We start from the raw sequence: 25,653 nt of genomic DNA on the forward strand, positions 1-25,653 counted from the left end.
GTGGGACCACCTGAATCCATGCCGAACTCAGCAGTGAAACGCCGTCGCGCCGATGGTAGTGTGGGGCCTCCCCATGCGAGAGTAGGGCACTGCCAGACATCACTTCAGACAGAGAAGCCATCCTTCACCGGATGGCTTTTTTGCGTTGGGATTAAATACCACCAGAAGAGCTAATGTGCTTTTGCTTGTTCGATACCAACACCTGTTTGCGAACGAATAAACTGACTGCGAAACATTTCCCTTTCCTGCATTCCTTGTTCCGATGTATCTGTAATTGAAACTAACCAGGCTCCGATAAACGCGATAAACATGGAAAACAGAGCTGGATATTCATAAGGATAAATGGGTTTCTCATGACCAAGAATACTGACCCAGATCGTGGGGCCTAGGATCATTAATATAACGGCTGTTAGTAACCCTAACCATCCACCAACTAACGCTCCACGAGTAGTCAGCTTGCGCCAGTACATTGACAGTAAAATAATAGGGAAATTACAGCTTGCAGCAATGGAAAAGGCTAATCCAACCATAAAGGCAATATTTTGTTTTTCGAACAAAATACCCAAGCCAATAGCAACTACCCCCAGAATAACGACGGTAATTTTGGAAACCTTTAGTTCATCCCGCTCATTGGCTTGTCCCCGTTTAATCACATTGGCATAGAGGTCATGGGATACGGCGGAAGCGCCTGCCAGTGTTAACCCTGCGACTACAGCCAAAATAGTGGCAAAAGCAACAGCAGAGATAAAACCAAGGAAAAAGTTACCGCCAACGGCACTTGCCAGATGAACCGCGGCCATATTTGTACCACCAATTAATGCGCCGGTTGCATCTTTGAATGAAGGATTAGCGCTGACCAATAAAATTGCACCAAATCCGATAATAAATGTCAGGATATAAAAATAGCCGATAAAGCCTGTTGCATAGAAAACACTTTTACGAGCCTCCTTAGCATCACTAACGGTAAAAAATCGCATGATAATATGGGGTAAGCCCGCAGTACCGAACATGAGTGCCAATCCTAAAGAGAGAGCAGAAACAGGATCAGAAACCAATCCTCCGGGACTCATGATGGCAGGCCCAAGGGGGTGTACTGCAATGGCCTCTTTAAACAGGGTATTAAAATTAAAGTTGACCGCTTTCATGACCATCAGAGCCATAAATGTTGCCCCTGCCAGCAACAAAACAGCCTTAATAATCTGAACCCATGTCGTTGCCAGCATTCCGCCAAATAATACATACAGCACCATCAAAATACCGACCAAAACAACCGCAATGTAATAATTCAACCCAAATAACAACTCGATCAGTTTTCCCGCGCCGACCATTTGAGCGATTAGATATAACGCAACAACAACTAATGAACCTACTGCGGATAAGGTACGGATGGGGCGCTGCTTCAGCCGATAAGAAGCAACATCCGCAAAGGTGTAACGCCCTAAATTTCTTAACCTTTCAGCAATGAGGAATAGAATAATGGGCCAGCCAACGAGAAAACCAATGGAATAGATCAGCCCATCATAGCCAGAGGTATAAACTAACGCTGAAATTCCTAGAAACGACGCTGCTGACATATAGTCACCCGCTATCGCCATACCATTCTGGAATCCAGTGATACGCCCGCCAGCGGTATAATAATCTGAGCGTGAAATAGTTCGCTTTGAAGCCCAATAAGTAATGCCAAGAGTTAACCCGACGAATAACAAGAACATAATAATTGCTTGAATATTCAAAGGTTGTTTTTCGACATTACCTGAAATGGCATCTGCTTGAGCCAGGAGAGGAAAGAGGGAGGAAAAGAGTAATACGATCTTTTTCATTTTCTCACCTCGTTGAGAATAGTTGACGTCAGACGATCAAATTCACTATTCGCCCTGACGACATAAATTCCGGTCAGTATGAAAGAGATGAAGATGATCCCAACCCCGACAGGAATTCCCCGTGTCATACTGGTGTCTGCATTAAGTTGCGTTCCAAGCCATTCAGGCGCGAAAGCAATAAGAAAAATGAAACTAACATAAAGCACTAACATAATGATGGATAACAGCCAGGCAAAACGTCCCCGCTTCTTAACTAACTCCTTAAAGCGGGGATTATTCTCAATCTCTTGATAAATGTCGTCACTCATTGGAGTATCTCCTGGTTGTGATATTACGTCACACCTTAAGCCATATGAGCCGTATCCGAGGAATTAGCTCAGCTCTGTACGTTATTCAAGCCGCCTTACGGCGGCGTGTATGCTTTACGACATATTGATAGATTGTTTTTCTTCCAGCAGTTTTTCAACAACACCTGGATCGGCCAATGTGGAGGTATCTCCTAAGTTACTGGTATCACCGGAAGCAATCTTGCGCAAAATACGTCGCATAATCTTTCCGGAACGCGTTTTGGGCAGCGAGTCTGTCCAATGAAGGATATCGGGTGTTGCAATCGGACCGATTTCTTTACGAACCCAATTTCTAACCTCGGTATACAATTCGGGAGAAGGTACTTCACCATGAATTAGCGTGACATAGGCGTAAATAGCTTGCCCTTTGATATGATGAGGAATACCAACCACAGCAGCTTCAGCGATTTTAGGATAGGCAACCAGGGCTGATTCAATTTCTGCCGTTCCTAAACGATGCCCTGAAATATTCAGAACATCATCAACACGGCCAGTGATCCAGTAATAACCATCTTCATCACGCCGGGCACCATCACCACTGAAATACATTCCCTTGAACGTGGAAAAATAGGTCTGTTCAAAACGCTCATGATCACCATACAAAGTTCGCGCCTGCGCTGGCCAAGAATCGGTGATAACAAGGTTGCCTTCACTCACACCCGCCAAAATTTCCCCGGAATTATCAACCAATGCCGGACTAATACCGAAGAATGGCAGAGTGGCCGAGCCTGCTTTCAAGTCGGTAGCTCCTGGTAGCGGTGTGATCATGAATCCACCGGTTTCGGTTTGCCACCATGTATCTACGATAGGGCATTTACTATTGCCTATTTTTTGGTAGTACCATTCCCATGCTTCTGGGTTAATTGGCTCCCCAACAGAACCCATAATGCGCAATGAGGTGCGTTTAGTGCCTTCTATCGCTGTATCGCCTTCGGCCATTAATGCTCTGATGGCGGTTGGCGCAGTATAAAGAATATTAACTTTATGTTTATCAATGACCTGACAGAGACGGTTAACGCCAGGATAGTTGGGTACACCTTCAAACATCAACGTTGTGGCGCCACAAGAAAGGGGCCCATATAGCAGGTAGCTATGCCCGGTTACCCAACCTATGTCGGCTGTGCACCAGTAAATTTCCCCTGGGCGATAATCAAACGTGTATTTAAACGTTAAAGATGCGTAGACCAAATAACCGCCCGTCGTATGCAGAACACCTTTGGGTTTGCCGGTAGAGCCTGAGGTATAAAGAATGAATAATGGATCTTCAGCACTCATCTCTTCGACGAGGCATTCTGAACTCACACTCGCGATCAGTTCATGCCACCATAAGTCACGCTGGTCATTCCAATTTTTGGTATTTCCGGTACGTTTGAAAACAACCACATTGGTCACGCTAGTAACGTTAGGGTTGTTCAGGGCTTCATCGACATTTTTTTTCAAAGGAATTGTTCGGCCTGCTCGCAAGCCTTCGTCTGCGGTAACGACGAGCTTGGCGTTGGAGTCGATAACCCGGCCAGCGATGGCATCAGGAGAGAAGCCACCAAAAATGACTGAGTGGATTGCACCGACACGGGCACAGGCCAGCATAGCGACAGCGGCTTCTGGCACCATTGGCATATAGATAGCAACAACATCGCCTTTTTTAATCCCCAGTTTTTTCAGTACATTGGCAAACTGGCAGACATCATGATGTAACTCTCGATACGTAACATGTCGGGATTCTGCGGGGTTATCTCCTTCCCATATAATGGCTGTTTGATCACCACGCTCTTGCAAATGGCGATCGAGACAGTTGGCACTTAAGTTCAGGGTGCCATCTTCAAACCAGCGGATGCTAATGTGCCCTGGGTCGAAAGACGTATTTTTGACTTTGGTGTAGGGCTTAATCCAGTCAACTATCTTACCTTTTTCACTCCAGAAGCCATCTGGATCTTGTAACGACCATTGATAGTCTTGTAGATATTGCTGCTTGCTTATCAGAGCCGTATCAGCAATATCAGCAGGAATAGGATGCTTGATTATTTGAGTCATATTTTTATCTCCTTGCAATTGTTAATACTATGTCAAAACAAGGTTAACTAAAGTGTAAGAAGAAATTTTGTTTCTTTTTTGCGCGGAAGATCACGCAATAAAGAGAATGAATTTCACGAAATGATCATTTAATGCTGCGGGTTTAAACAAGACTAAGCAACGGACTTATGATTTTTACTGGATAAATATTCTGTTATTTGTGTTTCGTATAGATATTTTCATCTAAACAAAGACATGAAACGTGAATGTATCAAGGAAACCATAGTGATAACATGGAATTGATAATCATTTTCATTATTGTTCAATTCACTATAATAATCATGCTGTTCACAAGGTGTGAGCTTTATATATTCTAAACAACTGGAGATATGATATGAGCTATTCATTGCCTTCTCTGCCTTACTCTTATGATGCGCTAGAGCCTCATTTCGATAAACAAACGATGGAAATTCATCATACTAAACACCATCAAACGTATGTCACCAACACAAATACTGCTCTGGAAGCCTTCCCAGAATTAAGCAAACTTGATATCGATGATCTCATTCAACAGCTTGATAAAATTCCAGCCGATAAACGTACTTTTGTCCGCAACAATGCGGGGGGACATTCAAACCATAGCCTATTTTGGAAGGGACTAAAATTAGGCACGGTATTGGATGGTGACTTGAAAGCGGCTATTGAACGGGATTTTGGCAGTGTTGACAGCTTTAAAGAAAAATTCGAACAGGCAGCCGCAACTCGCTTTGGCTCTGGCTGGGCATGGCTGGTGCTGAAAGAAGATGGCAAACTTGCTGTTGTTTCAACAGCTAATCAGGATAGCCCACTAATGGGGGACGAAATAGCCGGTGCTTCTGGTTACCCGATTGTGGGGCTGGATGTATGGGAGCATGCCTATTATCTGAAATATCAAAATCGCCGTCCTGACTACATCAAAGCATTTTGGCACGTTGTAAACTGGGACGAAGCGGTAAGACGCTACGAAGAAAAAATTAAATAATCAATCCAATTGTTTTTTCTAAAAATAATGCTGGTCATATCTGCGACCGGCATTTTTATTACCTGTAATCTTAGTTATTATGCCTGAGTAATACTTATCACCTGCACTAGTTGATTGAGAGGAAATAAAAAATGTATTACCCACAAGTATATAGAGGCAAAATATCACCGTCAGAAACACTGGGTTTCAGTGCAATCAATAAACGGGTGGTGAATGGCCGCTTACAGCTAACCTCTCTTGGACTGGAAGGTGATGAACAAGCGGAATCTCGTTTTCATGGCGGGGCGGATCGTGCGCTTTGCCATTATCCAAGGGAGCATTACCTGTTTTGGAAAAGGCAATTTACTGAATTATCAGAATTATTTGTATCCCCGTTGTTTGGTGAGAATATCTCCACAGAGGGAATAACGGAAGATAATGTCTATATTGGCGATATTTTCCAATGGGGGGAAACTCTGCTACAGGTAACTCAACCGCGTTCCCCATGTTATAAACTCAATCTTATTACAAACATCAGTGACTTTGCTGCCATGATGCAAGATAACGGGCGCTGTGGTTGGCTATACCGTGTTATCTCTCCTGGCTTAGTTAATACGAGTGAACCGATAAAACTGTTAAGCCGTAATAGCGATGTTTCTGTTAGGGAAGCCATTTCCATTGCTTTTCATAACCCATTTGATGAAGAGCTGTATCGTCGCTTAATGGGAGTTGCTGGGTTGTCTGCCAGTTGGCATCTGACAATGCAAAAACGCATCTTGCATGGAAAAATTGAGGATTTCAATCGTCGTTTATTGGGTAATTAATGAAGTTTATTTATCATGTGGTCACATTTTAAATGTGCTTTTTATCACAACAATATGAATTAGAAAGATTAAAGTTAACACCTGAATTTAAGGTGTTTTTTGTCTTTGTAAATGTCTAACTATTGGGGAGTAGTTAAAATTAATAAATTAATCTAACCTAAAAAAAGGGGGATTATGAATATCCCAAGAAAAATACATTACTTTTGGACGGGTAATGAAATCTCTGAGAGAAACTTAAGAAATATTATTACCGTAAAATCTGAAAATCCTAGTTTTGAAGTGAATTTATGGGTAAATAACAAGGTGTTAATTTCTAATACACTTAGCGAAACAAAATCAAGGGTAAAAAATAATGCCAAAGGGGGAAATGTATACCCTTTGGCATTGATTAATCTATTACGAATGCGTGATAAAACCTACCGCTGCATAGACTTTATCCAAAGTTGCCTGCGCACGAGCCTGGGCTTTGGCTGCACCCTCTGCCATGATTTGGTTCAGTAAGGCTTCATCATTACGGAAATGATGGAAACGTTCCTGTAAACCTGTCAGCATTTCACTGACGGCATCGGCAACAGCTCCTTTCAAATGGCCGTACATTTTACCTTCAAACTCGGTTTCTAATTCAGGGATCGTTTTACCTGTTACACCCGCGAGAATATCCAGTAAGTTAGAAACGCCAGGTTTGTTTTCCAGATCATAATGTACACGAGGTGGTTCGTCAGAATCGGTAACTGCGCGTTTGATTTTTTTGGCAACGGACTTAGGATCTTCCAACAGGGCAATGACGTTATTGCGGTTATCATCCGACTTTGACATTTTCTTGTTCGGATCTTGCAACGCCATCACACGAGAGCCACCTTTTGGAATAAAGGGTTCTGGAATAGTGAAAATATCGCCGTATAAGGCGTTAAAACGCAGCGCCAAATCACGGGTCAATTCGAGATGCTGTTTCTGGTCAATCCCCACCGGGATCTGGTTAGCTTGATAAAGCAAAATATCAGCAGCCATAAGAACAGGATAATCAAACAGGCCGGCATTGATATTTTCTGCATGACGGGCTGATTTATCCTTGAACTGGGTCATGCGGCTAAGCTCACCGAAATAAGTGTAGCAGTTCAGTACCCAGCTCAACTGAGTATGTTGTGGAACATGTGATTGGACGAAGATGGTGCTTTTCTTTGGATCAATACCACAGGCAAGGTAAAGCGCCAGCGTATCCAGCGTGCGTTTTTTCAGCTCATTAGGATCTTGACGTACGGTAATGGCATGCTGGTTAACGATGCAATAAATGCAATCATATTCATCTTGCATCTTAACCCACTGACGTAACGCCCCCATATAGTTACCGATGGTCAATTCACCGGAAGGTTGTGCGCCGCTGAATACAATAGGTTTTTGGGAGTTTGGTTTCATTGCAGTGGGGTCATTCATTTTATTAATCTTCCTGTATTTTCAGACTGGATAATGGTTTCAAAGTGGATAATCCAATAGTTGGCAGTAAATCCGGAAAATGGTCCAATACATAATCTGGCTGGCTTGATGCTATCGGCTCGCCGTAGTTATATCCATAAGTTAAGCCAACACAAGGGCAACCAGCAGTTTGTGCCGCGTAAATATCATTACGGGAATCACCGACAAAAAGCAATTCTTCTTTATGCAGACCAAACATACCTATTGTTAGATAGAGTGGTGCGGGATGAGGCTTTTTCTCTTTAACGTCATCACCACCCAATACCAATGAAAAATATTCACTGATACTTAATGATTCCAGCAATGGCGCAATGAAGGGAGTGGGTTTATTCGTGACAATCGCCATTGGCAAATTGTGTTTTGCCAGTTCTGCCAACGTCTCTTTTACATGAGGAAACAGTTGGCTGCCTGTGGTTACGCTCGTTTGATAAAATTTATCAAACAACTTGCGTGTTTCGCTATGCAATTCGGGAGACGGCTCTGCACCGGCCCATGTTAATGCACGCTCAACCATGACATCTGCCCCATTACCTATCCAGATGGCAACGCGCGCTTTGCCCGCTGCGGGCAAGCCTTTGGCAATCAGCGCCTGATCCAAAGCATCAGCCAGACCACCAGCACTGTCTACCAGTGTGCCATCTAAATCAAAAGCAATGGCACGGATACCTGTTATAACGCCATTTTTCATTATGCTACCTTCGATAATTCGCGACGCATCTCATCAATAACCGCTTTATAATCTGGCTGGCTGAAAATAGCAGAGCCGGCAACGAACATATCAGCGCCGGCCTGAGCCGCCTTGGCAATATTATTGGCTTTGATGCCTCCATCAACTTCAAGACGGATATCGTATCCGCTATTATCAATGATTTCGCGTACCTGGCGCAGTTTTTTCAGTGTCTCTGGAATGAAAGACTGGCCGCCGAAACCTGGGTTGACGGACATCAACAGGATCACATCCAATTTATCCAATACGTAATCAAGATAGCTCAGGGGGGTTGCTGGGTTGAAAACCAAGCCCGCTTTACAGCCATGTTCCTTGATAAGTTGTAATGTGCGATCGATATGTTCGCTCGCTTCAGGATGGAAAGTGATATAGGTAGCACCCGCCTTGGCGAAATCAGGAATAATACGATCAACCGGTTTTACCATTAGGTGAACATCAATGGGCGCTGTAATGCCATAGTCACGCAGTGCCTGACAAACCATTGGGCCAATCGTCAAATTTGGCACATAGTGGTTATCCATGACATCAAAGTGCACAACATCTGCGCCTGCTGCCAAAACCTTAGCAGTATCTTCACCTAATCGAGCAAAATCTGCGGATAGAATGGATGGGGCAATCAGAAAGTTTTTCTTCATTGTTATCTTCTCCAATTCATTGTTTTATCCCTGTTATTTCAGGGCGGGAAACTTTAATCACTTCTGGCAGTATAACGCCAAAAGTTCATCAACTTTACTGCGGGCAAGGATATTTCTACTGATTGTCCGGCGGGCGGTTACAATGTGAAGAGAAGCCTGATGATACCATTCCCGTGTCATCGGTGTGTCATGGTTAGATATGAGCACCGGAACGCCTTTTTGAGACGAGATATGATAGGCGATACGCGCCAGATTTTCCTGATCGAGAAGGTTAAAGCTATTTGTATGGTAAGCGGTAAAATTAGCCGTCGCTGAGAGTGGGGCATACGGGGGATCACAATAAATCACCGATCCCTTTTTGGCATTGTTTAATGCTATTTCATAATGTTGGCAGATGAAAGTTGCTTTCTGAGACTTTTCAGCAAACCAATAAAGCTCGTTTTCAGGAAAATAAGGTTTTTTGTAGCGCCCAAAAGGGACGTTAAATTCACCTCGTGAATTATAGCGACAAAGCCCGTTATAACAGTGACGGTTCAGGTAAAGAAACAGCATACTGCGGCGAAAGGGATCTTGGCTTTTGTTGAACTCTTCTCTCAAGCGATAGAAGTTTTCGGCAGTGTTGAATTCCGATGAAAATAATGGACGGACATGATTAATAAATTCATCCGCACGAGATTTTACGGCATTGTACAGGTTAATCAGATCGTTATTGATATCTGACAAAATGTAAGAATCATAATCGGTATTGAGAAATACCGAGCCTGCGCCAACAAATGGCTCAATCAAGCAATCGCCCTGTGGCAAATGACGTTTAATATCATCTACCAAGGGGTATTTTCCACCGGCCCATTTTAAGAAAGCGCGTTTTTTTTCATGCCGTCAAATTAGTTATTCAATAATTTCAGAGTCGCAGATTGTACTCTGTTTAGGACAGCATATCAGCGCCTAATCAAAATAGTTTTATTTTTTCAGATCTTGCTGAACTTGTTGTAGTTTCCTGACCCAAGGCTTTTTGACCTGAATTTCAGCAGGGAGTGAGGAAATGGCGCTTTTCGCATCAGAAACAGAACGGTAATTACCGTAGATCAAAATAAACCATGGCTTGCCATCGCGTTTGGTTGCATAAACCTTGTAATCAACAAGGTTATTTTTTTTCGCGAAGGCGGTTAAGGTATCAGAACGGCTGGCACTACTCAATTGCAGAGTGAATCGGTTTGCTGGTGCTTTCAGCAGATCGCTACCCGCATCAGCGCCGCTCTTTTTGTTGGCCTGATGATGATTTGTCACTTTGGCGTGATTATCTTCTCTGACCCTATTCTCTGTTTTGGGTTTTTCTATTTTTGCGGGTGCAGCTTTCGATGGTGCAACCTTCTCTGGTTTGTTTGGTTCAACAGGGGGTGTTACCGTCGGTTTGGTGGGTTGCACCAGATTGTTTTGCACAGAATTATTAATGTTGCTTTGTTGTTGATTCAAAGCATCAGAAATATCGCCAGGTAATTCTATGCGCTGGTTATAGCCACCGGTTCCTGTTGCGGGAGGAAGATCCCCGCTTGGGGTACTACTAATGGGTGGTGGACTGATTTCATGCGTTGTTGGCTCTGACGGATTTTCTTGCCCGCGGGCAGAAGGATTGGTGGAAAGTGAAGATGAGCCAGAAAGGTCAATATTCTTTTCCGCTACATTTGACGATTGCTGTTTTTCATGCTCAGTGGGTGATTTTAATGCAGAGCTGATGGCAATAATCAGCAGTAAAAGCACCAGAATACCCACACCGATCATCATTTGTTGGCGGGATATCGCGAGTCTGGGTTGATTGAATTTGCTTCTGGAGCGCTGAGGGCTGCGATCTGAAGTATCTGGCTTTAATTCATTTTCTGTTTTTGGTTTATTTTCTGATTTTAATTCGTCCATATGCCCTCCCAACAGAGATAGTTCTGCCAATTGTTATTTAAGAGGTTTGGCAGTCTGACCTAACTAAAACCAATGATGTTTTATTTGATAATGTAGCTATTCTATAGCATAACAGCTAGATAATAATTCACCATTCAGCTTTTATTATTAGCGCCAAATTTTGCCATATCCCAAAATTGTCTTCACTTCCCAATTTCAGTTTGGTAGTGAAATTTATCGTAAAAACAGTGAGTTGATATTAGTTTTGGGATCATCATGTATCTAGCGGGGAGATGGCTGAGATAGACGAATGGCATCCAATATCACTTCTTTCCCAATATCAGAATGAAGTTTTGCTTCCCCAATGGCCGTCGGTAATACCAGATGCAGCTTTCCGGCTGACACTTTTTTGTCACGCATCATATGAGGTAAATAGGCATCAGGAGACATTACGTCAGGGCCATTGACCGGTAATTTTGCCCGTTCCAATAAGTGGATGATACGTTGGGTGTCCTGTTTTGAGAATGTGCCGACAAGTTCAGATGCCCTTGCCGCCATCACCATACCCGCAGCAACAGCCTGGCCATGCAGCCAGACACCATAACCCATTTCAGCTTCAATCGCATGTCCAAAGGTATGACCGAGGTTTAACAGTGCGCGCATCCCACTGCGCTCTTGTTCATCAGCCGCAACAACCAACGCCTTGAGTTCACAACAACGACGAATACAATAAGCCATCGCTTGGCTATCCAGAGCCAGTAATTTTTCAATATGTTCTTCAAGCCAACGAAAGAACTCGCCATCCAGAATGATGCCATATTTAATGACTTCGGCCAGACCCGAATATAACTCTTGAGCGGGCAATGTGTTCAGGCAATTGAGATCGACAACAACAGAAGCTGGCTGGTAGAACGCGCCTATCATGTTTTTGCCGAGAGGGTGGTTGACCCCTGTTTTTCCGCCGACGGAAGAGTCAACCTGAGAGAGCAGAGTGGTGGGTACTTGGATGAAGCGGACGCCGCGTTGGTAGCTAGCCGCGGCAAACCCCGTCATATCACCGATTACACCACCACCAAGGGCGATAAGTGTTGTGTCACGACCATGATTATTTTCCAACAAAGCGGAAAAAATGTCATTGAGCACAAAAAGTGATTTGTGCTGTTCACCGTCAGGCAAAATAACTTCATTTACCCGAAGATCCATTCCCTGCAATGTGGATTTCACCTGTTCAAGATACAGGGGAGCAAGCGTTTCATTGGTCACTATCATGACCTGTTGGCCGGCTTGCAAGGGCTTGAATGCCTCACTGTCAGAAAATAGCCCTTCGGCTATGGTAATGAGATAGCTTCTTTCACCTAACGTAACAGTCACTTGTTCCATATCAGCTTTCGCCTTATCGTTTGCCGCTGTGCGGACTCGCTATAATCAGTTTTTTTCCAGTAATTCAATGATTTGGTTAGCGACGACTTTGGCACTTTGCTCATCTGTGCGAATAGTCACGTCTGCAATTTCCTCATAGAGAGGATTGCGCTCATCAGCCAAATTTTCTAAAACTTCTCGTGCTGGTGCATCAACTTGAAGTAAAGGGCGTTTTTTATCGCGCTGAGTACGAGCTAACTGTTTTTCGATGGTTGTTTCTAAATAGACGACGACACCACGGGCAGACAGGCGATTGCGGGTTTCTTTTGATTTAACAGAACCCCCTCCAGTAGCCAATACGATGCCTTGTTTTTCAGTCAATTCGTTAATTATTTTTTCTTCGCGGTCGCGGAAGCCTTCTTCGCCTTCCACATCAAACACCCAGCCCACGTCAGCTCCGGTACGTCGCTCAATTTCTTGATCAGAGTCGTAAAACTCCATATTGAGTTGTTGAGCTAACTGACGACCAATAGTGCTTTTGCCGGCACCCATAGGCCCAACCAGAAAGATATTGCGTTTCTCTGCCATGTTTTTGGTATTACTAAGACTGTTTATTAATGATAACCCGCCCCGCCAATCAGATTAGCAGCGGGACCTAAACTGAAACCTCATGAGTGAGAATGTGAGATCAGATAGGAAAATTATCTCAGCACATCAGCCTGTATTGCAACTATATAAATTTCGCACGAACCTGAATCATTTGGTTCATGCTTTTGCTGGCCGATTGAGAACCTACGGTATTTACCTTCCATCCTTGCAAATTTGCTGCTGTGCTGCAATTTACAATCTATTGGGTATAGGCTCCTGCTTGCGATGTTAGATCTGCTCACTCAATTAGTTAATCCTTGTATGCTAAATTACTCTCAGCGTCAAATCCATAAACAGGCCAATCAAAGAAAAATACCCGGTTATTTGACAGAAAAAATACAATTTTTGCCATTAATGGATTGATTTCTATGTGATATTTTAATTTTGGTTAAATATCAGTCAGTTGAGGCGTGATAAAAATTACGAGTTCCCTGCGGCTATGTTGCTCTCCTTTTTGGTTAAATAGTAATCCTAATAGGGGAATGTCTGACAGATAAGGAACTTTTTGCAAACTTGCCGTTTTTTTCTGTTGAAAAATCCCGCCAAGGATCAAGGTTTCCCCATTTCTAATCGTAACTTGGGTGATGATCTCTTGTTTATCGATGGCCAGATTTTCATTTCCTCCTTGGTTGATGGGAAAACCTGGCGCATTCTGACTGATTTTCAGTGCGAGACGGATTTTCCCTTGCCTCAAAATGTGGGGAGTCACTTCCATACCCAATACTGCCTCTTTAAATTGGACGGTTGTTTTGTCCTTATCCTGAACGATATAGGGAATATCAGAACCTTGCTTGATACTGGCGATTTGTTGATGTGAAGCTGTTAGCCGTGGGCTGGCAATGATATCAAGCTGGTTTTCCTGCTCTAATGCGCTGAGTTCCAGCTCTAGCAAGTTTGCATGAATGCGGGCAGTATTGAGTACCAACCTATGGCGTTGGTTGCCAGCCGGTTGATGTAGATTTAAGCGGTTTAGCCCCATTGATGGGTTCTGTGGATCAGCATTCATTCCCCAATGGATGCCCAATTCATGCAGGGCTTCTTGACTACTGGTAACAATATGGGCAGTAATTTGGACTTGTTGTTGTGGGGTATCGACTTCTTTCAACCAGTTTTTGATACGGGTAATGGCATCAAATTTATCTTCCAAGATCAGGCTATTGGTTAAGGGATCGTGTTCCACCTTTCCCCATTTTGTCAGTAATGCCGGATGATTGTGCTGCAATTGTCCTGCCACTTGTTCTGCATCGGCATATTGCAGGGTAATTGCCTGATATTCGATCTCTTGTTCTTGCTCATTTTGTTCTGTTGAAGAAAAATCCGTTTCGTTCTCTGTCGCATATGTTGGTGGCTGGAACGGGTTCCTGACCGGCATTTCGACATTAGGCGCTTCTCCGGTCGGGTTTTCCGCAGCAACACGTTCTGTAGCAAAACCGGTCAGGGGGAATAAGAGGCAGGTTGTTAGGAGAATCAAAAAATAGCGGTTCATGATTTCTCCCTATCAGCCGGATCAGGATGTGAAATTGGAATAGTGGGCAAATCCCTATCTGGCGGAACGATAGCCGGCAACGCGCCCTCTGAAAAAACCATGTTAACCATGAGGTTGTCGTCGGCAGGCGTAATGGTGATGTGCTTAATCAGTAACGGCGGTTGCAACGTTTGAATGCCATTCAAGAAATGGAGAAATTGGTCATAATTTTGTGACAGCATGATATGCCAGAAAACGTGTTCATTTTCTCTGTGAATTTTCCACTCCATTAATTGACTGCCGGATTGGATTAGCGGTATATGCAGTCGTTTGAGTATGGTCGTATTTTGGGCAGAGGCGATATTCCTTACTGAAAGATGGCTGTTTTGAGCCAGGCTTGTGGTTATGCGTTGGATCTGCTGTTGAGTTTCGGACAGGGATGGCAGTTCAGCAAGTTTCTGTTGGAAAAGTACCGCATTATGTTGCTGCTGCTTAATGTTGCTCTGGAGGGAGTGAATTTCATGCCGATTGTTCTGCCAGATCAAAAAGTAGAACCCCAGTAGCAATGAAATAATCAGCAATTGCTGCAAAACAACCTGTTGCCAGACAGGCCGATAAAACCATTCAAGGTAATTATTTTTCATCGGATTCTCCCACCAGCCAATCGGCATCAATGGTAAAGACCTTGAAATGATCTTCCGTGGTTGTCATTTTTTTCAGTTGCACATTAATAAGCGAAGTATCGTCAGTCAGGTTGTCTACCAAATCAGAAATATCCGTGTAGCTTTGGCTGCGGGCGGTAAAAATTAATTGTCCACTGTCGTCACTAAATGCAGTCAGCCAACTGTTCTCTGGTAACAAATGGGGAAGTTGGCGAAATAGTTGTAAATAGCGTTGATTCTGTTCCATGAATATTCGTTTCTTCCGTAATCGTTGTGATAATTGCTGGTGTTGTTGCACCGCCTGGTGTGTTGCACTGATGGTTTGTTGTAATTGCACCAACTGGTGAGTCATTTCCGTTAATTGTCCACGATATTGTCTAATCTGGTTTGTTTGCAACGTAGAAATACACCCCAATACCGTTGCCCACAATATAAGTTGTAAACAAAGCAGTGCCCCCCATGTCTGGCATTGGCGTTTCAATCTTTTCTGCCGCCAAGGTAAGAAATTGACTTGATGCATCATTAATCACTCGTTCTCAGGGCTAAGCCTGCGGCAATAATGAACGCATTTGTTTTGTCTGGTAACGGTGGGTAATAGTGACGGAATGCCATTAAGAGTTGCCAAACATTAACCGATTTTGTTAATGCTGATATTGTTTGTATTGATGCTGGTTGCTCTTCATCGCTGTAATAAATGGCATAACCTTCTGTTTCTGGCGTCATGGGGAGCTGATTGATGACCTGAGTCAGGTCAAAATCCGGCTGTGAAGCGATTAGGCCATAACTGAAAGATCGGTTGGCAGGGGCGACCCATAGCCAATCAGTCATACGCTTGTGAACCAACCAACTGTCGTCAGGCACTCCTGCAAGTTTGGCGACATAACGCAATGCGCAGGGTGCAATATCAATGGCGTCGAGGGATAGATTGAGCTCTGCGAACAGATTTAGCCAGAGATTGAGATCTTTTTGGCGGGTTGCGCTGATACAAATTTGCTGACCATGAACACGGTAATCTAACGCCAGATCGCTGACAGGAAACTGTTTTTCAGCATTAGCATGCACAAACCAGCCGAGTTCCGGCTCCTGCAAGGCAGTATGATTCGGTAAGGCGATCTGTCGCTGCAAGGTTTGTTGAACAGGGAAAGCGAATCTTAGGCTAAGATTCTTGGGTAATATTTTTCGCCATTGCATTAAAATGCGGAGTAGCTTTTCAGGATCTTGTAGCCGTCCTCCTGAAATAATCTCGTTGGATAAGCGATATTGCCAACAATGTCGAAGTTGCCAACCGTCACGGCGTTTAATGGCGGCAAGAGCGCGAATGTCATGATCTTGGACATCCAGTCCGATATACCATTTCGGTGGATACATGTAGAGATCTCCTTATCTACTGTCAACGAAAACATAAAATTAATGAAAACTTAATGAAACATGAAAGCGGGATTGGTAAAGGTGATATCTATCGTGTTGTACAGCCCTTATACTAATCTCTTTATACTAAGCCTTTTATACTACGTATTGATCGTTTATAAACTGCCCGATTAACATGGCGTGAGAAATTTCAGGTGAAGTTCATAAAGTATTTTTTGATCCTTATTGTTGTTTGCATTTTATTGGGAGTCGCCTCGATTTTTGGTTTGTACAAATATATCGAGCCACAGCTACCTGATGTTGCGACTCTAAAGGATGTCCGACTACAAACACCGATGCAGGTGTTCAGTTCTGATGGCGAATTAATAGCCCAGTATGGCGAAAAACGTCGTTTACCCCTTACCTTGTCAGAAATACCACCTCTAATGGTGAAAGCCTTTATTGCCACGGAAGATAGCCGTTTTTATGAACATCATGGTGTTGATCCCATCGGGGTTATCCGTGCTGTTTCTGTGGTAATCACCTCCGGTCACGCTTCCCAAGGGGCGAGTACCATCACTCAGCAGCTGGCGAGAAACTTTTTCCTTAGCCGAGAAAAGACCTTGATTCGTAAAGCGAAAGAGGCATTCCTGGCGATTAAGATCGAACAGTTGTTAACGAAAGATGAGATCCTGGAGTTATATCTCAACAAGATCTATCTCGGTTATCGTGCTTATGGCGTTGGCGCCGCCGCTCAGGTCTATTTTGGTAAGAACGCCAATGAGTTGACATTGAGTGAGATAGCGATGATTGCGGGTTTGCCGAAGGCGCCTTCAACGTTTAACCCACTTTATTCCTATGATCGAGCAGTCAGCCGTCGTAATGTCGTATTGGGAAGGATGTTAGAAGAGGGATATATCACTCAGCGTCAGTATAACGAAGCTAAAGAAGAAAAGTTGGTAGCCCGTTATCACGTTCCACAAATTGTTTTCTCTGCGCCTTATCTGACGGAAATGGCTCGTCAGGAAATGATTAATCGTTATGGTGAAAATGCCTATACAGATGGTTATAAGGTTTATACCACTATCACGCGTAAATCCCAGTTGGCGGCTGTGAATGCGGTTCGTTCCAATGTGATTGATTATGATGTCCGTCATGGTTATCGCGGCCCGCAGGAAGTGTTATGGAAAGCCAACCAGCCGGCGTGGAGCCAAACGCAGATGATCGCTAAGCTGAAGACGTTGCCCAAGTATGGCCCCCTGGTGCCGGCAATTGTGACAAAATCCAGTGCTAATCAGGCACAGGTTATGCTGGTGGATGGCAGTGAAGTTGAATTGACGATGGCTGGTGTGCGCTGGGCGCGTCCATTCAAAACGGACAGCTTGCAAGGTGCTGCACCACGTAGTGTCAATGAAGTTATCCAGGCAGGCGAGCAAATTTGGATCAGAAAAGTCAATGATAACTGGTGGTTAGCCCAAGTGCCGGCAGTTAATGCGGCACTGGTTTCCATCAATCCGATTAATGGTGCGATAGACGCGTTGGTCGGTGGGTTTGATTTTGAACTGAGTAAATTTAACCGTGTGACACAATCGCTGCGTCAGGTCGGTTCCAATATCAAGCCATTCCTGTATACCGCTGCAATGGATAAGGGGCTGACGTTGGCTTCGTTGCTGAATGATGCGCCCATTAGCCGTTGGGATGCCGGAGCCGGAACAGATTGGCGCCCGAAAAACTCACCGCCGACTTATGATGGGCCAATTCGCTTGCGTCAGGGCTTGGGGCAATCCAAAAACGTGGTGATGGTTCGTGCCATGCGTGCGATGGGGGTTGATTACGCGGCTGATTATTTGAAGCGCTTTGGTTTGCCGGGTGAAAATGTTGTGCGCACAGAATCGTTGGCTTTGGGTTCTCCTTCATTTACCCCATTACAGTTAGTACGCGGTTATGCCGTCATGGCAAACGGGGGGTATTTGGTTGATCCTTACTTCATCAGCAAAATTGAAAACGATGAAGGGACAGTGCTGTTTGAAGCGAAACCTAAGATTGCTTGCCCGCAATGTGAAAATATTCCGGTGATTTATGGTGATACGTCACGTTCCATTGAGTTGTCCGAAGATTCCATTGAGAACGTAGCGCATTCTGACGTTCCGCAAAATCCGGCCTTGTCGCCCCAACCGGAATTAGAGAGCGTATCGGGGAATGTGAATGTAGATGACCAACAGTACGCCCCTCACGTTATCAGTACACCGCTGGCGTTCCTTATCCATGATGCGTTGAATACCAATGTCTTTGGTGAGCCAGGTTGGATGGGGACGGGCTGGCGCGCTGCCCGTGATTTAAAGCGCCGTGATATTGGTGGCAAAACAGGGACGACCAATAGCTCAAAAGATGCGTGGTTCTCCGGTTATGGCCCAGATAGTGTGGCGACAGCCTGGATTGGTTTCGATGAACACAGCCGGAGTTTAGGGCGCACCCCGGCCTTAAAAGGTGAAGGTGGTGCGAAAACGGCTCAGCCCATTTGGGATGATTTTATGAAAGCCGCGCTGGAAGGTGTTCCTGAAAAAATGATGTCCCCCCCGGCCGGCATTGTGTCTGTCACCATCGATCGGGCAACGGGTAAGCTATCTAACGGTAGTGGTAATTCCCGCAAAGAGTACTTTATTGACGGCACTCAGCCGACGGACTACGCCGTACCAGACGTGGGTACGACAGTGACGGAGAATGGTGAAAGTCATGAATTGTTCTAAATAAAAAAATAAAAAGGCCTCGCCAACTTTCTGGTGAGGTCTTTTGTTATCACTCACTTATTAATATGGGGCAATTATTTTTTGATCTTATCTGCTGTGGTGTTGTAAACAGCTTGGCTGAAATATGCCATTGATTGATGAAAAATGCGTTAATGGAAATGATATGATTATGGTACGAATTAATTTTGGAAATATAGTTAATTTGTTTATTTATTATATTTAATAAACTAAATTGTTTTTCATCAATATCATTAAAATTATTACTCCTATAAAATTAAACCTTACTCTATTTAGGTGTTTGTTTTTTTATCTCTCTATTTCGTTTAAAACGGATATAAAATGGGTACTGGGATATCAATCTTATACCCGTTTTTAAAAAAAGGATTAACTAATACTTTCCGTTATTTTTTGCTTGCAGGTAGCGTTGGGCAAAAAATAGGGCGCTAACATTCCGGGCTTCGTTGAAATCAGGATGCTCCAACAGTGACATCATGTCAGAAATTGGCCACCGTTTCTGCACGAGTGGCTCAGGTTCATCCCCTTCCAGGCATTCTGGATAAAGCTCATGAGCAATAATGATATTCATCTTGCTGGAAAAATAGGAGGGAGCCATCGTCAATGTCGTCAACAGCTCCAATTTTCCTGCGCCGAAACCAATTTCTTCCTTCAATTCGCGTTCGGCGGCTTCAAAAATACTCTCTCCAGCATCAATGGCACCTTTTGGAAAACCTAATTCGTATTGTTCAATGCCAACGGCATATTCGTGAATAAGGATTAATTCATCCCCGATAATTGGAATAATTAGAACAGCTTCACGATTTGCCGGTTTCATTCGTTCATAAACGCGTTTTACACCATTGCTGAACTCAAGATCAACAGATTGAATATTGAATAAGCGCGAGTGGGCAACGTCATTTATATTCAATATCTTAGGTTTTTTCAGATCAATCATGCTTGCCCCTGACGGTTGTCATATACCGGATAATTTAAAACAATAATGCGCCAAGTTACTTAAATATTACTGTATTTTTTAAGTGTTGTGATGAAATGGATACGCATTCAAGCTTTGCTTTAATATGGCCGATTATGTTAGTAAATGATAGCGATTATCGCTTGAATGTATTTTTGTTGCTATCTTACCCTTGTAAAAAGACTTTATTTTATGGAAAGGTATGAGAAAAATTATATAACCTTTTGTAAATAAAATTAAAAATAGAAGACAAGAATAGGAATAGCCTGATTTTGTGTGTTTCATGAGATTGTTATTCTGCTGATCTCTGTACTGCTATTATGAGCATGGAGAAAAAATGAGCTCATTGGTCATTATATTGGCTATTTTTATCGCTAGCCTGATTATAATGGCTTCCTTTCTGATTTTCAGATGGAGGCGGCTTGGTAATGCGCGTTATCTACAGTCAATGACTAAGGCCGCCTGCCGCAAACTGAACATCGATGAATATCAAGCCATAGAATCTTATTTGCGAAATGCCCGTTTACGGATGAAGCCAAATAGTAGACACCGGGCTGATTCTCCGGTGCTACCGGTTAAACAGGGGGATGTTTATACCATTACTCATCCTATCACCCGTTTTTCTGCCGCAACGGAGGGTGTGCATCATTGGCGCTATTATCTTGGTGAGACGGAAATACATCTACCTATGTTGCTTGAGCCATTTATCAAGCAGCAAAATACGGTTGAGATTGTTCAAACCGCATCAATGCCGCTGGTCATCGCAATTAATGGTCACTTTCTAAAAGATTATCAGCAAGATTTATCCATCATGCGAGCAGCGGCAAAAACTGAGCATGCTTCTATTCAAAAAAATGGCAATTCAAGTGCTAACTTGCTGCATGTCCGCAAAGAAACGATGGAAGAATATCGGTTGCGAAAAGCAACGGGCATGCAGGAAAGTATCTTGATGTGTGTTGGTCTATCACTCTGGTTTACGGCTCTTTTCGTGCCGATCCCGATGTTGCCGTGGTTAATGTTGGTGGCGTTCTTGTTCATCCTGGCAAGTTTCTGGTCGCATTTTCGATTGCCTTCTGGCCGAAAATTAGCCAACGTCCATTGTTTCAATGGCATACCGAAGCGATGGGGCGTATTCAGCGAATTTGAGCCAGAGCAAAGAAAGAATATCTCTTTGGGTGGCGTTGATCTGGTTTATCCCGTGCATTGGGAACCTTATATTTCCCATGATCTTGATCAGAATACCGATATCGATATTTACCCCAACTGCCATGTTGTGCGGCAGGGGCGTTATCTTTCTTTGCATGAAGAAGAGAAGCTCTATCCGTATCAACGTAGCAGAAAGAATGTGATATTGGTGGTTTTCTCAGTATTTGTCATGCTGTTACTCTACTTTTATCAACCAGTGAACCTATCCATGCGGCTGAGTTTTGCCTGGCTATATGGCAGTAATACCAAGGTTATTACCAGCTTCCGTGAATTACAAAATATGTCGTTGAAGGAAGGGGATGTGTTAAACGTCAAAGGGGTTGGAATGTGCTATGTTCCCCCCAATATCCTGCCCAAAGCCAATATCACCATCTTTGCGCCATTTGATTGTGTTGGTATCTATTGGAATAGTGAAATTCCATTACCTATGCTGGAGTCTGAAGTTGTCGAAAATGCCTCAGCACTGATTAAAACTGTTGGTGAGCAATTACACCCCGTTGAACGTAAAGTGAATCCGGGTCTGAATGAATCCATTGTTAAATCGGGCATGACTTTGCTCGACAATTTCTCACAAATCATCTTGAAAACCCAAAAGTTGTGTCAGAACGATGCTGAGTGTGATCGTTTGAAAAATGCACTCGTCAATTTGGGAAATGCCAGAAATTGGCATGTATTGCTGAAAGATGCGGAAAGCGGCAAATTGGATGGAACCAAAGTGTTGTTGCGTTCTATTAGCGCCAATGCATTGGAAAAACTGGTTGATTCAACAACAGCATCATTTATCTATCGGGAGATCGACAGGATGGTGATTTTAATCAACAGCCCATCTCCTGGCGGTGTTTTACTGCTGAGTGAAGAGGGGAAAACATTAGTTGAATATCCAATGCGGACACAGTACATCTACGAACACTCAGCCTTAGATCGGTGGCGAGAATTACAGGGGCTTTTAGAGCTGTTGATGAAAACGCCATTTGAAACCAAGGGAATTGTGACAAAAGTGTCAGAAGATCCCAATGGAACTCGCCATATCATGTTACACAGTGAGCCGGATTTTACGTCTATCATTCGTTACTTGGGAAGTAGCCTGCTATTGGCGATCTTGTTGGCCATGTTGATAATCAACGTCATGTTGATTATCAAGAAAAAGCAGAAGAACCAGCGGCGTCTCCAGCATCTCACCCAATATTACGATAACTGTTTCAATTCGTCTCCGCCGCCAAGGGATTGGCGATAACCCGATGGGCTGTGTTACCCTCAGCCCGTTTTTTACCAGCATCGATTCAGATCATTGGGAGAAACATCCATGCAGAATTCAGGCACTGATCAAGTTCGTCTTGATAAATGGCTGTGGGCTGCCCGTTTTTATAAAACCCGTTCCATCGCGCGTGAAATGATTGAAGGGGGAAAAGTCCATTATAATGGACAGCGAAGTAAGCCGAGTAAGCTGGTTGAGTTGAATGCAAAGATCAAACTGCGTCAGGGAAATGATGAAAAAACAGTGCTCGTCTTGGCATTGAGTGGTCACAGACGGAGTGCAACCGATGCTCAGCAGCTTTATCAGGAAACGGCAGAAAGTATTATCAATCGGGAAAAAATGGCGTCGGCTCGTAAAATGAATGCGCTCACGATGCCACATCCCGATCGCCGTCCAGATAAAAAAGAACGGCGTACGCTAATCAAATTCAAGAACGCAAAATTAAATGGGTCGGAAGATACTCAATAAAAGCCAAGGGTACAACCGTCTCAGTGAAATGAGAGAAATTTATGACCAAGCATGACCAATTACACCGCTTTTTATTTGAAAGTCATTCTGTTAGGGGAGAACTCGTTTCCGTTAGTGAAACTTACCAACGGATGTTGGAGAATCATCATTTTCCCCAACCGGTACAGCAGCTATTGGGTGAATTGTTGGTCGCAACCAGCCTGTTGACGGCTACTTTGAAATTCAATGGGGACATCACGGTACAGATTCAGGGTGATGGGCCGGTCAAACTGGCGGTGATTAATGGTAACAACCAGCAACAGATGCGTGGTACGGCGCGTATTGATGGTGAAGTGAATGCGGCCAGCAGCCTGCGCGATATGATTGGTAATGGTTATATCGTTATCACCGTGACACCCACTGAAGGTGAGCGTTATCAAGGTGTTGTGGCACTGGAAGGCAATACGTTGGCAGAGTGTCTGGATGCGTACTTCAAGCAGTCAGAGCAGTTGCCAACTCGTCTGTTTATCCGCACTGGCGTGCAAGATGGAAAAATGGCCGCGGGTGGCATGTTATTGCAGATCTTACCTGGGGCACAGGAAGGTAGCGAAGATATGTTGGATCACTTGGTGCAACTCACTGCAACCATTAAGGGAGAAGAGCTATTTACGCTGGATGCACAAGAGATTTTGCATCGCCTTTATCATGAAGAAGATGTGACGCTCTATGAACCTCAGCCAGTCGTATTCCGTTGTACCTGCTCCCAGCAACGTTGTGCTGATACTCTGGTGACATTGTCGGAAGCTGATCTTCAGGAAATTTTGCATCATGATGGTAAAATCGACATGCAGTGTGAGTTCTGTGGCATGCATTATGTTTTCGATGAGAAAGACATTAACGAAATAAAAGCAGCAAAATAATAAATTTTATAGGGCGTTATATACGCCCTTTCCATTATGAGTGATCTCCCATTCCGTGTTCTGTGTCTCATATGAGCTTAAAAAAAATAATATGATTTCAATTTTTTGATAACAATCGCTGTTAATTAGTCATAATTATTTATTATCCCCACAGAGATAAAGTATAACTGACCAGGAGCAACAAATGAGCGTTATAGGCATTACTGAGCAGGAACTTGCGGTTTATGGTATTCGTGATGTGAGTGAAATTGTTTATAACCCAAGTTATGAGTTGTTATTCTCTGAAGAAACCCAACCCTCCCTACAAGGGTATGAGCGTGGCACATTGACTAATCTTGGTGCTGTCGCGGTGGATACGGGTATTTTCACGGGGCGTTCCCCGAAAGATAAATACATTGTTCGCGATGATATTACCCGCGATACCGTCTGGTGGGCTGATCAGGGGAAAGGAAAAAACGACAATAAACCGCTCAGTCAGGAAACCTGGTCACATCTTAAGGGATTGGTTACCCAGCAGCTTTCAGGCAAACGTTTGTTTGTGGTTGATGCTTTTTGTGGCGCTAATGCAGATACACGCCTGAAAGTGCGCTTTATCACCGAAGTGGCGTGGCAGGCTCATTTTGTAAAAAACATGTTTATTCGCCCGTCAGATGAAGAGTTAGTTGGCTTCACACCTGATTTTATTGTGATGAACGGAGCCAAATGTACCAACCCACAATGGAAAGAGCAGGGGCTGAATTCTGAAAACTTTGTTGCGTTTAACCTGACAGAGCGCATGCAGTTGATTGGTGGTACTTGGTACGGTGGTGAAATGAAAAAAGGGATGTTCTCAATGATGAACTACCTGTTGCCATTGAAAGGGATTGCCTCCATGCACTGTTCCGCAAATGTGGGTGAAGAGGGGGATGTTGCTATTTTCTTCGGTCTTTCCGGGACGGGGAAAACCACACTTTCCACTGATCCAAAACGTAAGTTGATCGGTGATGATGAACATGGCTGGGACGATGATGGCGTATTTAACTTTGAAGGGGGTTGTTACGCGAAAACCATCAATTTATCCAAAGAAGCTGAGCCGGATATTTACCACGCCATTCGCCGTGATGCCTTACTGGAGAATGTCACTGTACTGGCGGATGGTACAGTTGATTTCAATGATGGCGCTAAAACAGAAAATACCCGCGTTTCTTATCCGATTTACCATATTGAAAATATCGTTAAGCCAGTTTCAAAAGCAGGACACGCGACTAAGGTCATTTTCCTGACGGCTGATGCTTTCGGTGTATTGCCTCCGGTTTCCCGCTTAACGCCAGAACAAACCCAATATCATTTCCTGTCTGGTTTCACCGCAAAACTGGCGGGAACTGAGCGTGGTGTAACGGAACCTACTCCCACTTTCTCGGCTTGCTTTGGGGCGGCATTCCTGTCACTGCATCCGACGCAATATGCAAAAGTGCTGGTTCAGCGTATGCAATCATCGGGCGCAAAAGCTTATCTGGTGAATACTGGCTGGAATGGCACAGGCAAACGTATCTCCATCAAAGATACCCGTGCGATTATCGATGCGATCCTCAATGGTGACATTGAAAAGGCGGATACGATCCAACTGCCGATTTTTGATTTGGCTATACCAACGACATTGTCGGGTGTAGATACCAACATCTTGGACCCACGCAATACTTATGCCGATAAATCCGAATGGGATGTGAAGGCAAAAGATCTGGCACAGCGCTTTATCGATAATTTTGATAAATACACGGATACGGCTGCGGGGGCTGCATTGGTGAAAGCGGGGCCTAAGTTGTAGTCGTGTAATTTTAAGTTTTGATGAAAGAACTCTATTCGGTTGGATAGAGTTTTTTTAATACGCATTTTGCTATGCTTATTTACTATTTATACCCGTCGCC

21 protein-coding genes, 1 pseudogene and 1 other annotated feature are annotated in these 25,653 nt (G+C 43.9%); of the genes and pseudogenes, 7 read left to right on the plus strand and 15 right to left on the minus strand.

Annotated elements, in window-relative coordinates; all coding sequences use genetic code 11:
* Positions 1-88 (plus strand) — a sequence feature (5S ribosomal RNA rRNA prediction is too short).
* Between the two features lie 82 nt (positions 89-170).
* The 3 genes from actP to acs all read right to left on the minus strand — a co-directional run bounded on the left by actP (position 171) and on the right by acs (position 4,198).
* Positions 171-1,820 (minus strand): cation/acetate symporter ActP, encoded by a 1,650-nt coding sequence (gene actP, locus Xkoz_RS06075; protein ID WP_099141325.1) that lies wholly within the window; start codon positions 1,818-1,820, stop codon positions 171-173.
* Positions 1,817-2,128: a DUF485 domain-containing protein gene (locus tag Xkoz_RS06080; protein WP_099141326.1), complete on the minus strand. Its 312-nt coding sequence runs from the start codon at positions 2,126-2,128 to the stop codon at positions 1,817-1,819. The genes actP and Xkoz_RS06080 overlap by 4 nt, the downstream gene beginning before the upstream one ends.
* A 114-nt stretch (positions 2,129-2,242) precedes the next feature.
* Entirely contained in the window at positions 2,243-4,198 is a 1,956-nt protein-coding gene (gene acs / locus Xkoz_RS06085; RefSeq protein ID WP_099141327.1) for an acetate--CoA ligase, read from the minus strand.
* A 373-nt stretch (positions 4,199-4,571) separates the two neighbouring features.
* On the opposite strand from acs, the gene sodA reads away from it, so the two are divergent.
* A complete protein-coding gene (gene sodA / locus Xkoz_RS06090) occupies positions 4,572-5,198 on the plus strand; it encodes a superoxide dismutase [Mn] (protein ID WP_099141328.1) in 627 nt (208 codons plus the stop codon).
* Positions 5,199-5,329: 131 nt separating this feature from the next.
* On the plus strand, positions 5,330-6,001 hold the full coding sequence (yiiM, locus tag Xkoz_RS06095; RefSeq protein ID WP_099141329.1) for a 6-hydroxyaminopurine reductase: 672 nt from the start codon (positions 5,330-5,332) through the stop codon (positions 5,999-6,001).
* Between the two features lie 396 nt (positions 6,002-6,397).
* Here yiiM and trpS read toward each other — a convergent pair whose 3' ends face one another.
* From trpS to pilM, 11 genes and pseudogenes are all read right to left on the minus strand, one after another.
* A complete protein-coding gene (gene trpS / locus Xkoz_RS06100; RefSeq protein ID WP_099141330.1) occupies positions 6,398-7,432 on the minus strand; it encodes a tryptophan--tRNA ligase in 1,035 nt (344 codons plus the stop codon).
* A gap of 4 nt (positions 7,433-7,436) precedes the next feature.
* Positions 7,437-8,159 carry a phosphoglycolate phosphatase gene (locus Xkoz_RS06105; RefSeq protein ID WP_099141331.1) on the minus strand — a complete coding sequence of 241 codons (723 nt, stop codon included), beginning with the start codon at positions 8,157-8,159 and terminating at the stop codon, positions 7,437-7,439.
* Entirely contained in the window at positions 8,159-8,833 is a 675-nt protein-coding gene (gene rpe / locus Xkoz_RS06110; RefSeq protein ID WP_099141332.1) for a ribulose-phosphate 3-epimerase, read from the minus strand. Before rpe ends, Xkoz_RS06105 begins: the two co-directional genes overlap by 1 nt.
* A gap of 57 nt (positions 8,834-8,890) precedes the next feature.
* A pseudogene (dam, locus tag Xkoz_RS06115) lies at positions 8,891-9,706 on the minus strand (adenine-specific DNA-methyltransferase); the annotation flags it as partial.
* Positions 9,707-9,793: 87 nt separating this feature from the next.
* The gene (locus tag Xkoz_RS06120; RefSeq protein ID WP_099141334.1) at positions 9,794-10,744 is read right to left on the minus strand and encodes an SPOR domain-containing protein; all 951 of its coding nucleotides are present in this window, start codon (positions 10,742-10,744) and stop codon (positions 9,794-9,796) included.
* A 261-nt stretch (positions 10,745-11,005) separates the two neighbouring features.
* On the minus strand, positions 11,006-12,103 hold the full coding sequence (gene aroB, locus Xkoz_RS06125; RefSeq protein WP_099141335.1) for a 3-dehydroquinate synthase: 1,098 nt from the start codon (positions 12,101-12,103) through the stop codon (positions 11,006-11,008).
* A 45-nt stretch (positions 12,104-12,148) separates the two neighbouring features.
* The gene (aroK, locus tag Xkoz_RS06130; RefSeq protein ID WP_038237472.1) at positions 12,149-12,670 is read right to left on the minus strand and encodes a shikimate kinase AroK; all 522 of its coding nucleotides are present in this window, start codon (positions 12,668-12,670) and stop codon (positions 12,149-12,151) included.
* Between the two features lie 448 nt (positions 12,671-13,118).
* Positions 13,119-14,216 carry a secretin N-terminal domain-containing protein gene (locus Xkoz_RS06135; RefSeq protein ID WP_208615212.1) on the minus strand — a complete coding sequence of 366 codons (1,098 nt, stop codon included), beginning with the start codon at positions 14,214-14,216 and terminating at the stop codon, positions 13,119-13,121.
* Complete coding sequence (locus Xkoz_RS06140; protein WP_208615213.1) at positions 14,213-14,839, minus strand: hypothetical protein; 627 nt, start codon at positions 14,837-14,839, stop codon at positions 14,213-14,215. Before Xkoz_RS06140 ends, Xkoz_RS06135 begins: the two co-directional genes overlap by 4 nt.
* Positions 14,829-15,380: a PilN domain-containing protein gene (locus tag Xkoz_RS06145; RefSeq protein WP_099141336.1), complete on the minus strand. Its 552-nt coding sequence runs from the start codon at positions 15,378-15,380 to the stop codon at positions 14,829-14,831. Before Xkoz_RS06145 ends, Xkoz_RS06140 begins: the two co-directional genes overlap by 11 nt.
* Complete coding sequence (pilM, locus tag Xkoz_RS06150; RefSeq protein ID WP_099141337.1) at positions 15,380-16,225, minus strand: pilus assembly protein PilM; 846 nt, start codon at positions 16,223-16,225, stop codon at positions 15,380-15,382. The genes Xkoz_RS06145 and pilM overlap by 1 nt, the downstream gene beginning before the upstream one ends.
* A 194-nt stretch (positions 16,226-16,419) precedes the next feature.
* On the opposite strand from pilM, the gene mrcA reads away from it, so the two are divergent.
* Positions 16,420-18,951: a peptidoglycan glycosyltransferase/peptidoglycan DD-transpeptidase MrcA gene (gene mrcA / locus Xkoz_RS06155; protein ID WP_099141338.1), complete on the plus strand. Its 2,532-nt coding sequence runs from the start codon at positions 16,420-16,422 to the stop codon at positions 18,949-18,951.
* Positions 18,952-19,339: 388 nt separating this feature from the next.
* On the opposite strand, the gene nudE is transcribed toward mrcA, so the two are convergent.
* Positions 19,340-19,903: an ADP compounds hydrolase NudE gene (gene nudE, locus Xkoz_RS06160; protein WP_099141339.1), complete on the minus strand. Its 564-nt coding sequence runs from the start codon at positions 19,901-19,903 to the stop codon at positions 19,340-19,342.
* Between the two features lie 355 nt (positions 19,904-20,258).
* Here nudE and Xkoz_RS06165 point away from each other — a divergent pair, with 355 nt between their 5' ends.
* The 4 genes from Xkoz_RS06165 (at position 20,259) to pckA (ending at position 25,553) form a co-directional block, all read left to right on the plus strand.
* A complete protein-coding gene (locus Xkoz_RS06165) occupies positions 20,259-22,361 on the plus strand; it encodes an IgaA/UmoB family intracellular growth attenuator (protein ID WP_099141340.1) in 2,103 nt (700 codons plus the stop codon).
* A gap of 69 nt (positions 22,362-22,430) precedes the next feature.
* On the plus strand, positions 22,431-22,850 hold the full coding sequence (gene hslR, locus Xkoz_RS06170; RefSeq protein ID WP_099141341.1) for a ribosome-associated heat shock protein Hsp15: 420 nt from the start codon (positions 22,431-22,433) through the stop codon (positions 22,848-22,850).
* Positions 22,851-22,891: 41 nt separating this feature from the next.
* Positions 22,892-23,749 (plus strand): Hsp33 family molecular chaperone HslO, encoded by an 858-nt coding sequence (hslO, locus tag Xkoz_RS06175; RefSeq protein WP_099141342.1) that lies wholly within the window; start codon positions 22,892-22,894, stop codon positions 23,747-23,749.
* Between the two features lie 184 nt (positions 23,750-23,933).
* Positions 23,934-25,553, plus strand: coding sequence for a phosphoenolpyruvate carboxykinase (ATP) (pckA, locus tag Xkoz_RS06180; protein ID WP_099141343.1), 1,620 nt, complete (start codon positions 23,934-23,936; stop codon positions 25,551-25,553).
* The last annotated feature ends 100 nt before the right edge of the window (positions 25,554-25,653 follow it).

It is taken from the genome of Xenorhabdus kozodoii, from assembly GCF_002632875.1.
In the GTDB taxonomy this organism is placed as follows: domain Bacteria; phylum Pseudomonadota; class Gammaproteobacteria; order Enterobacterales; family Enterobacteriaceae; genus Xenorhabdus; species Xenorhabdus kozodoii.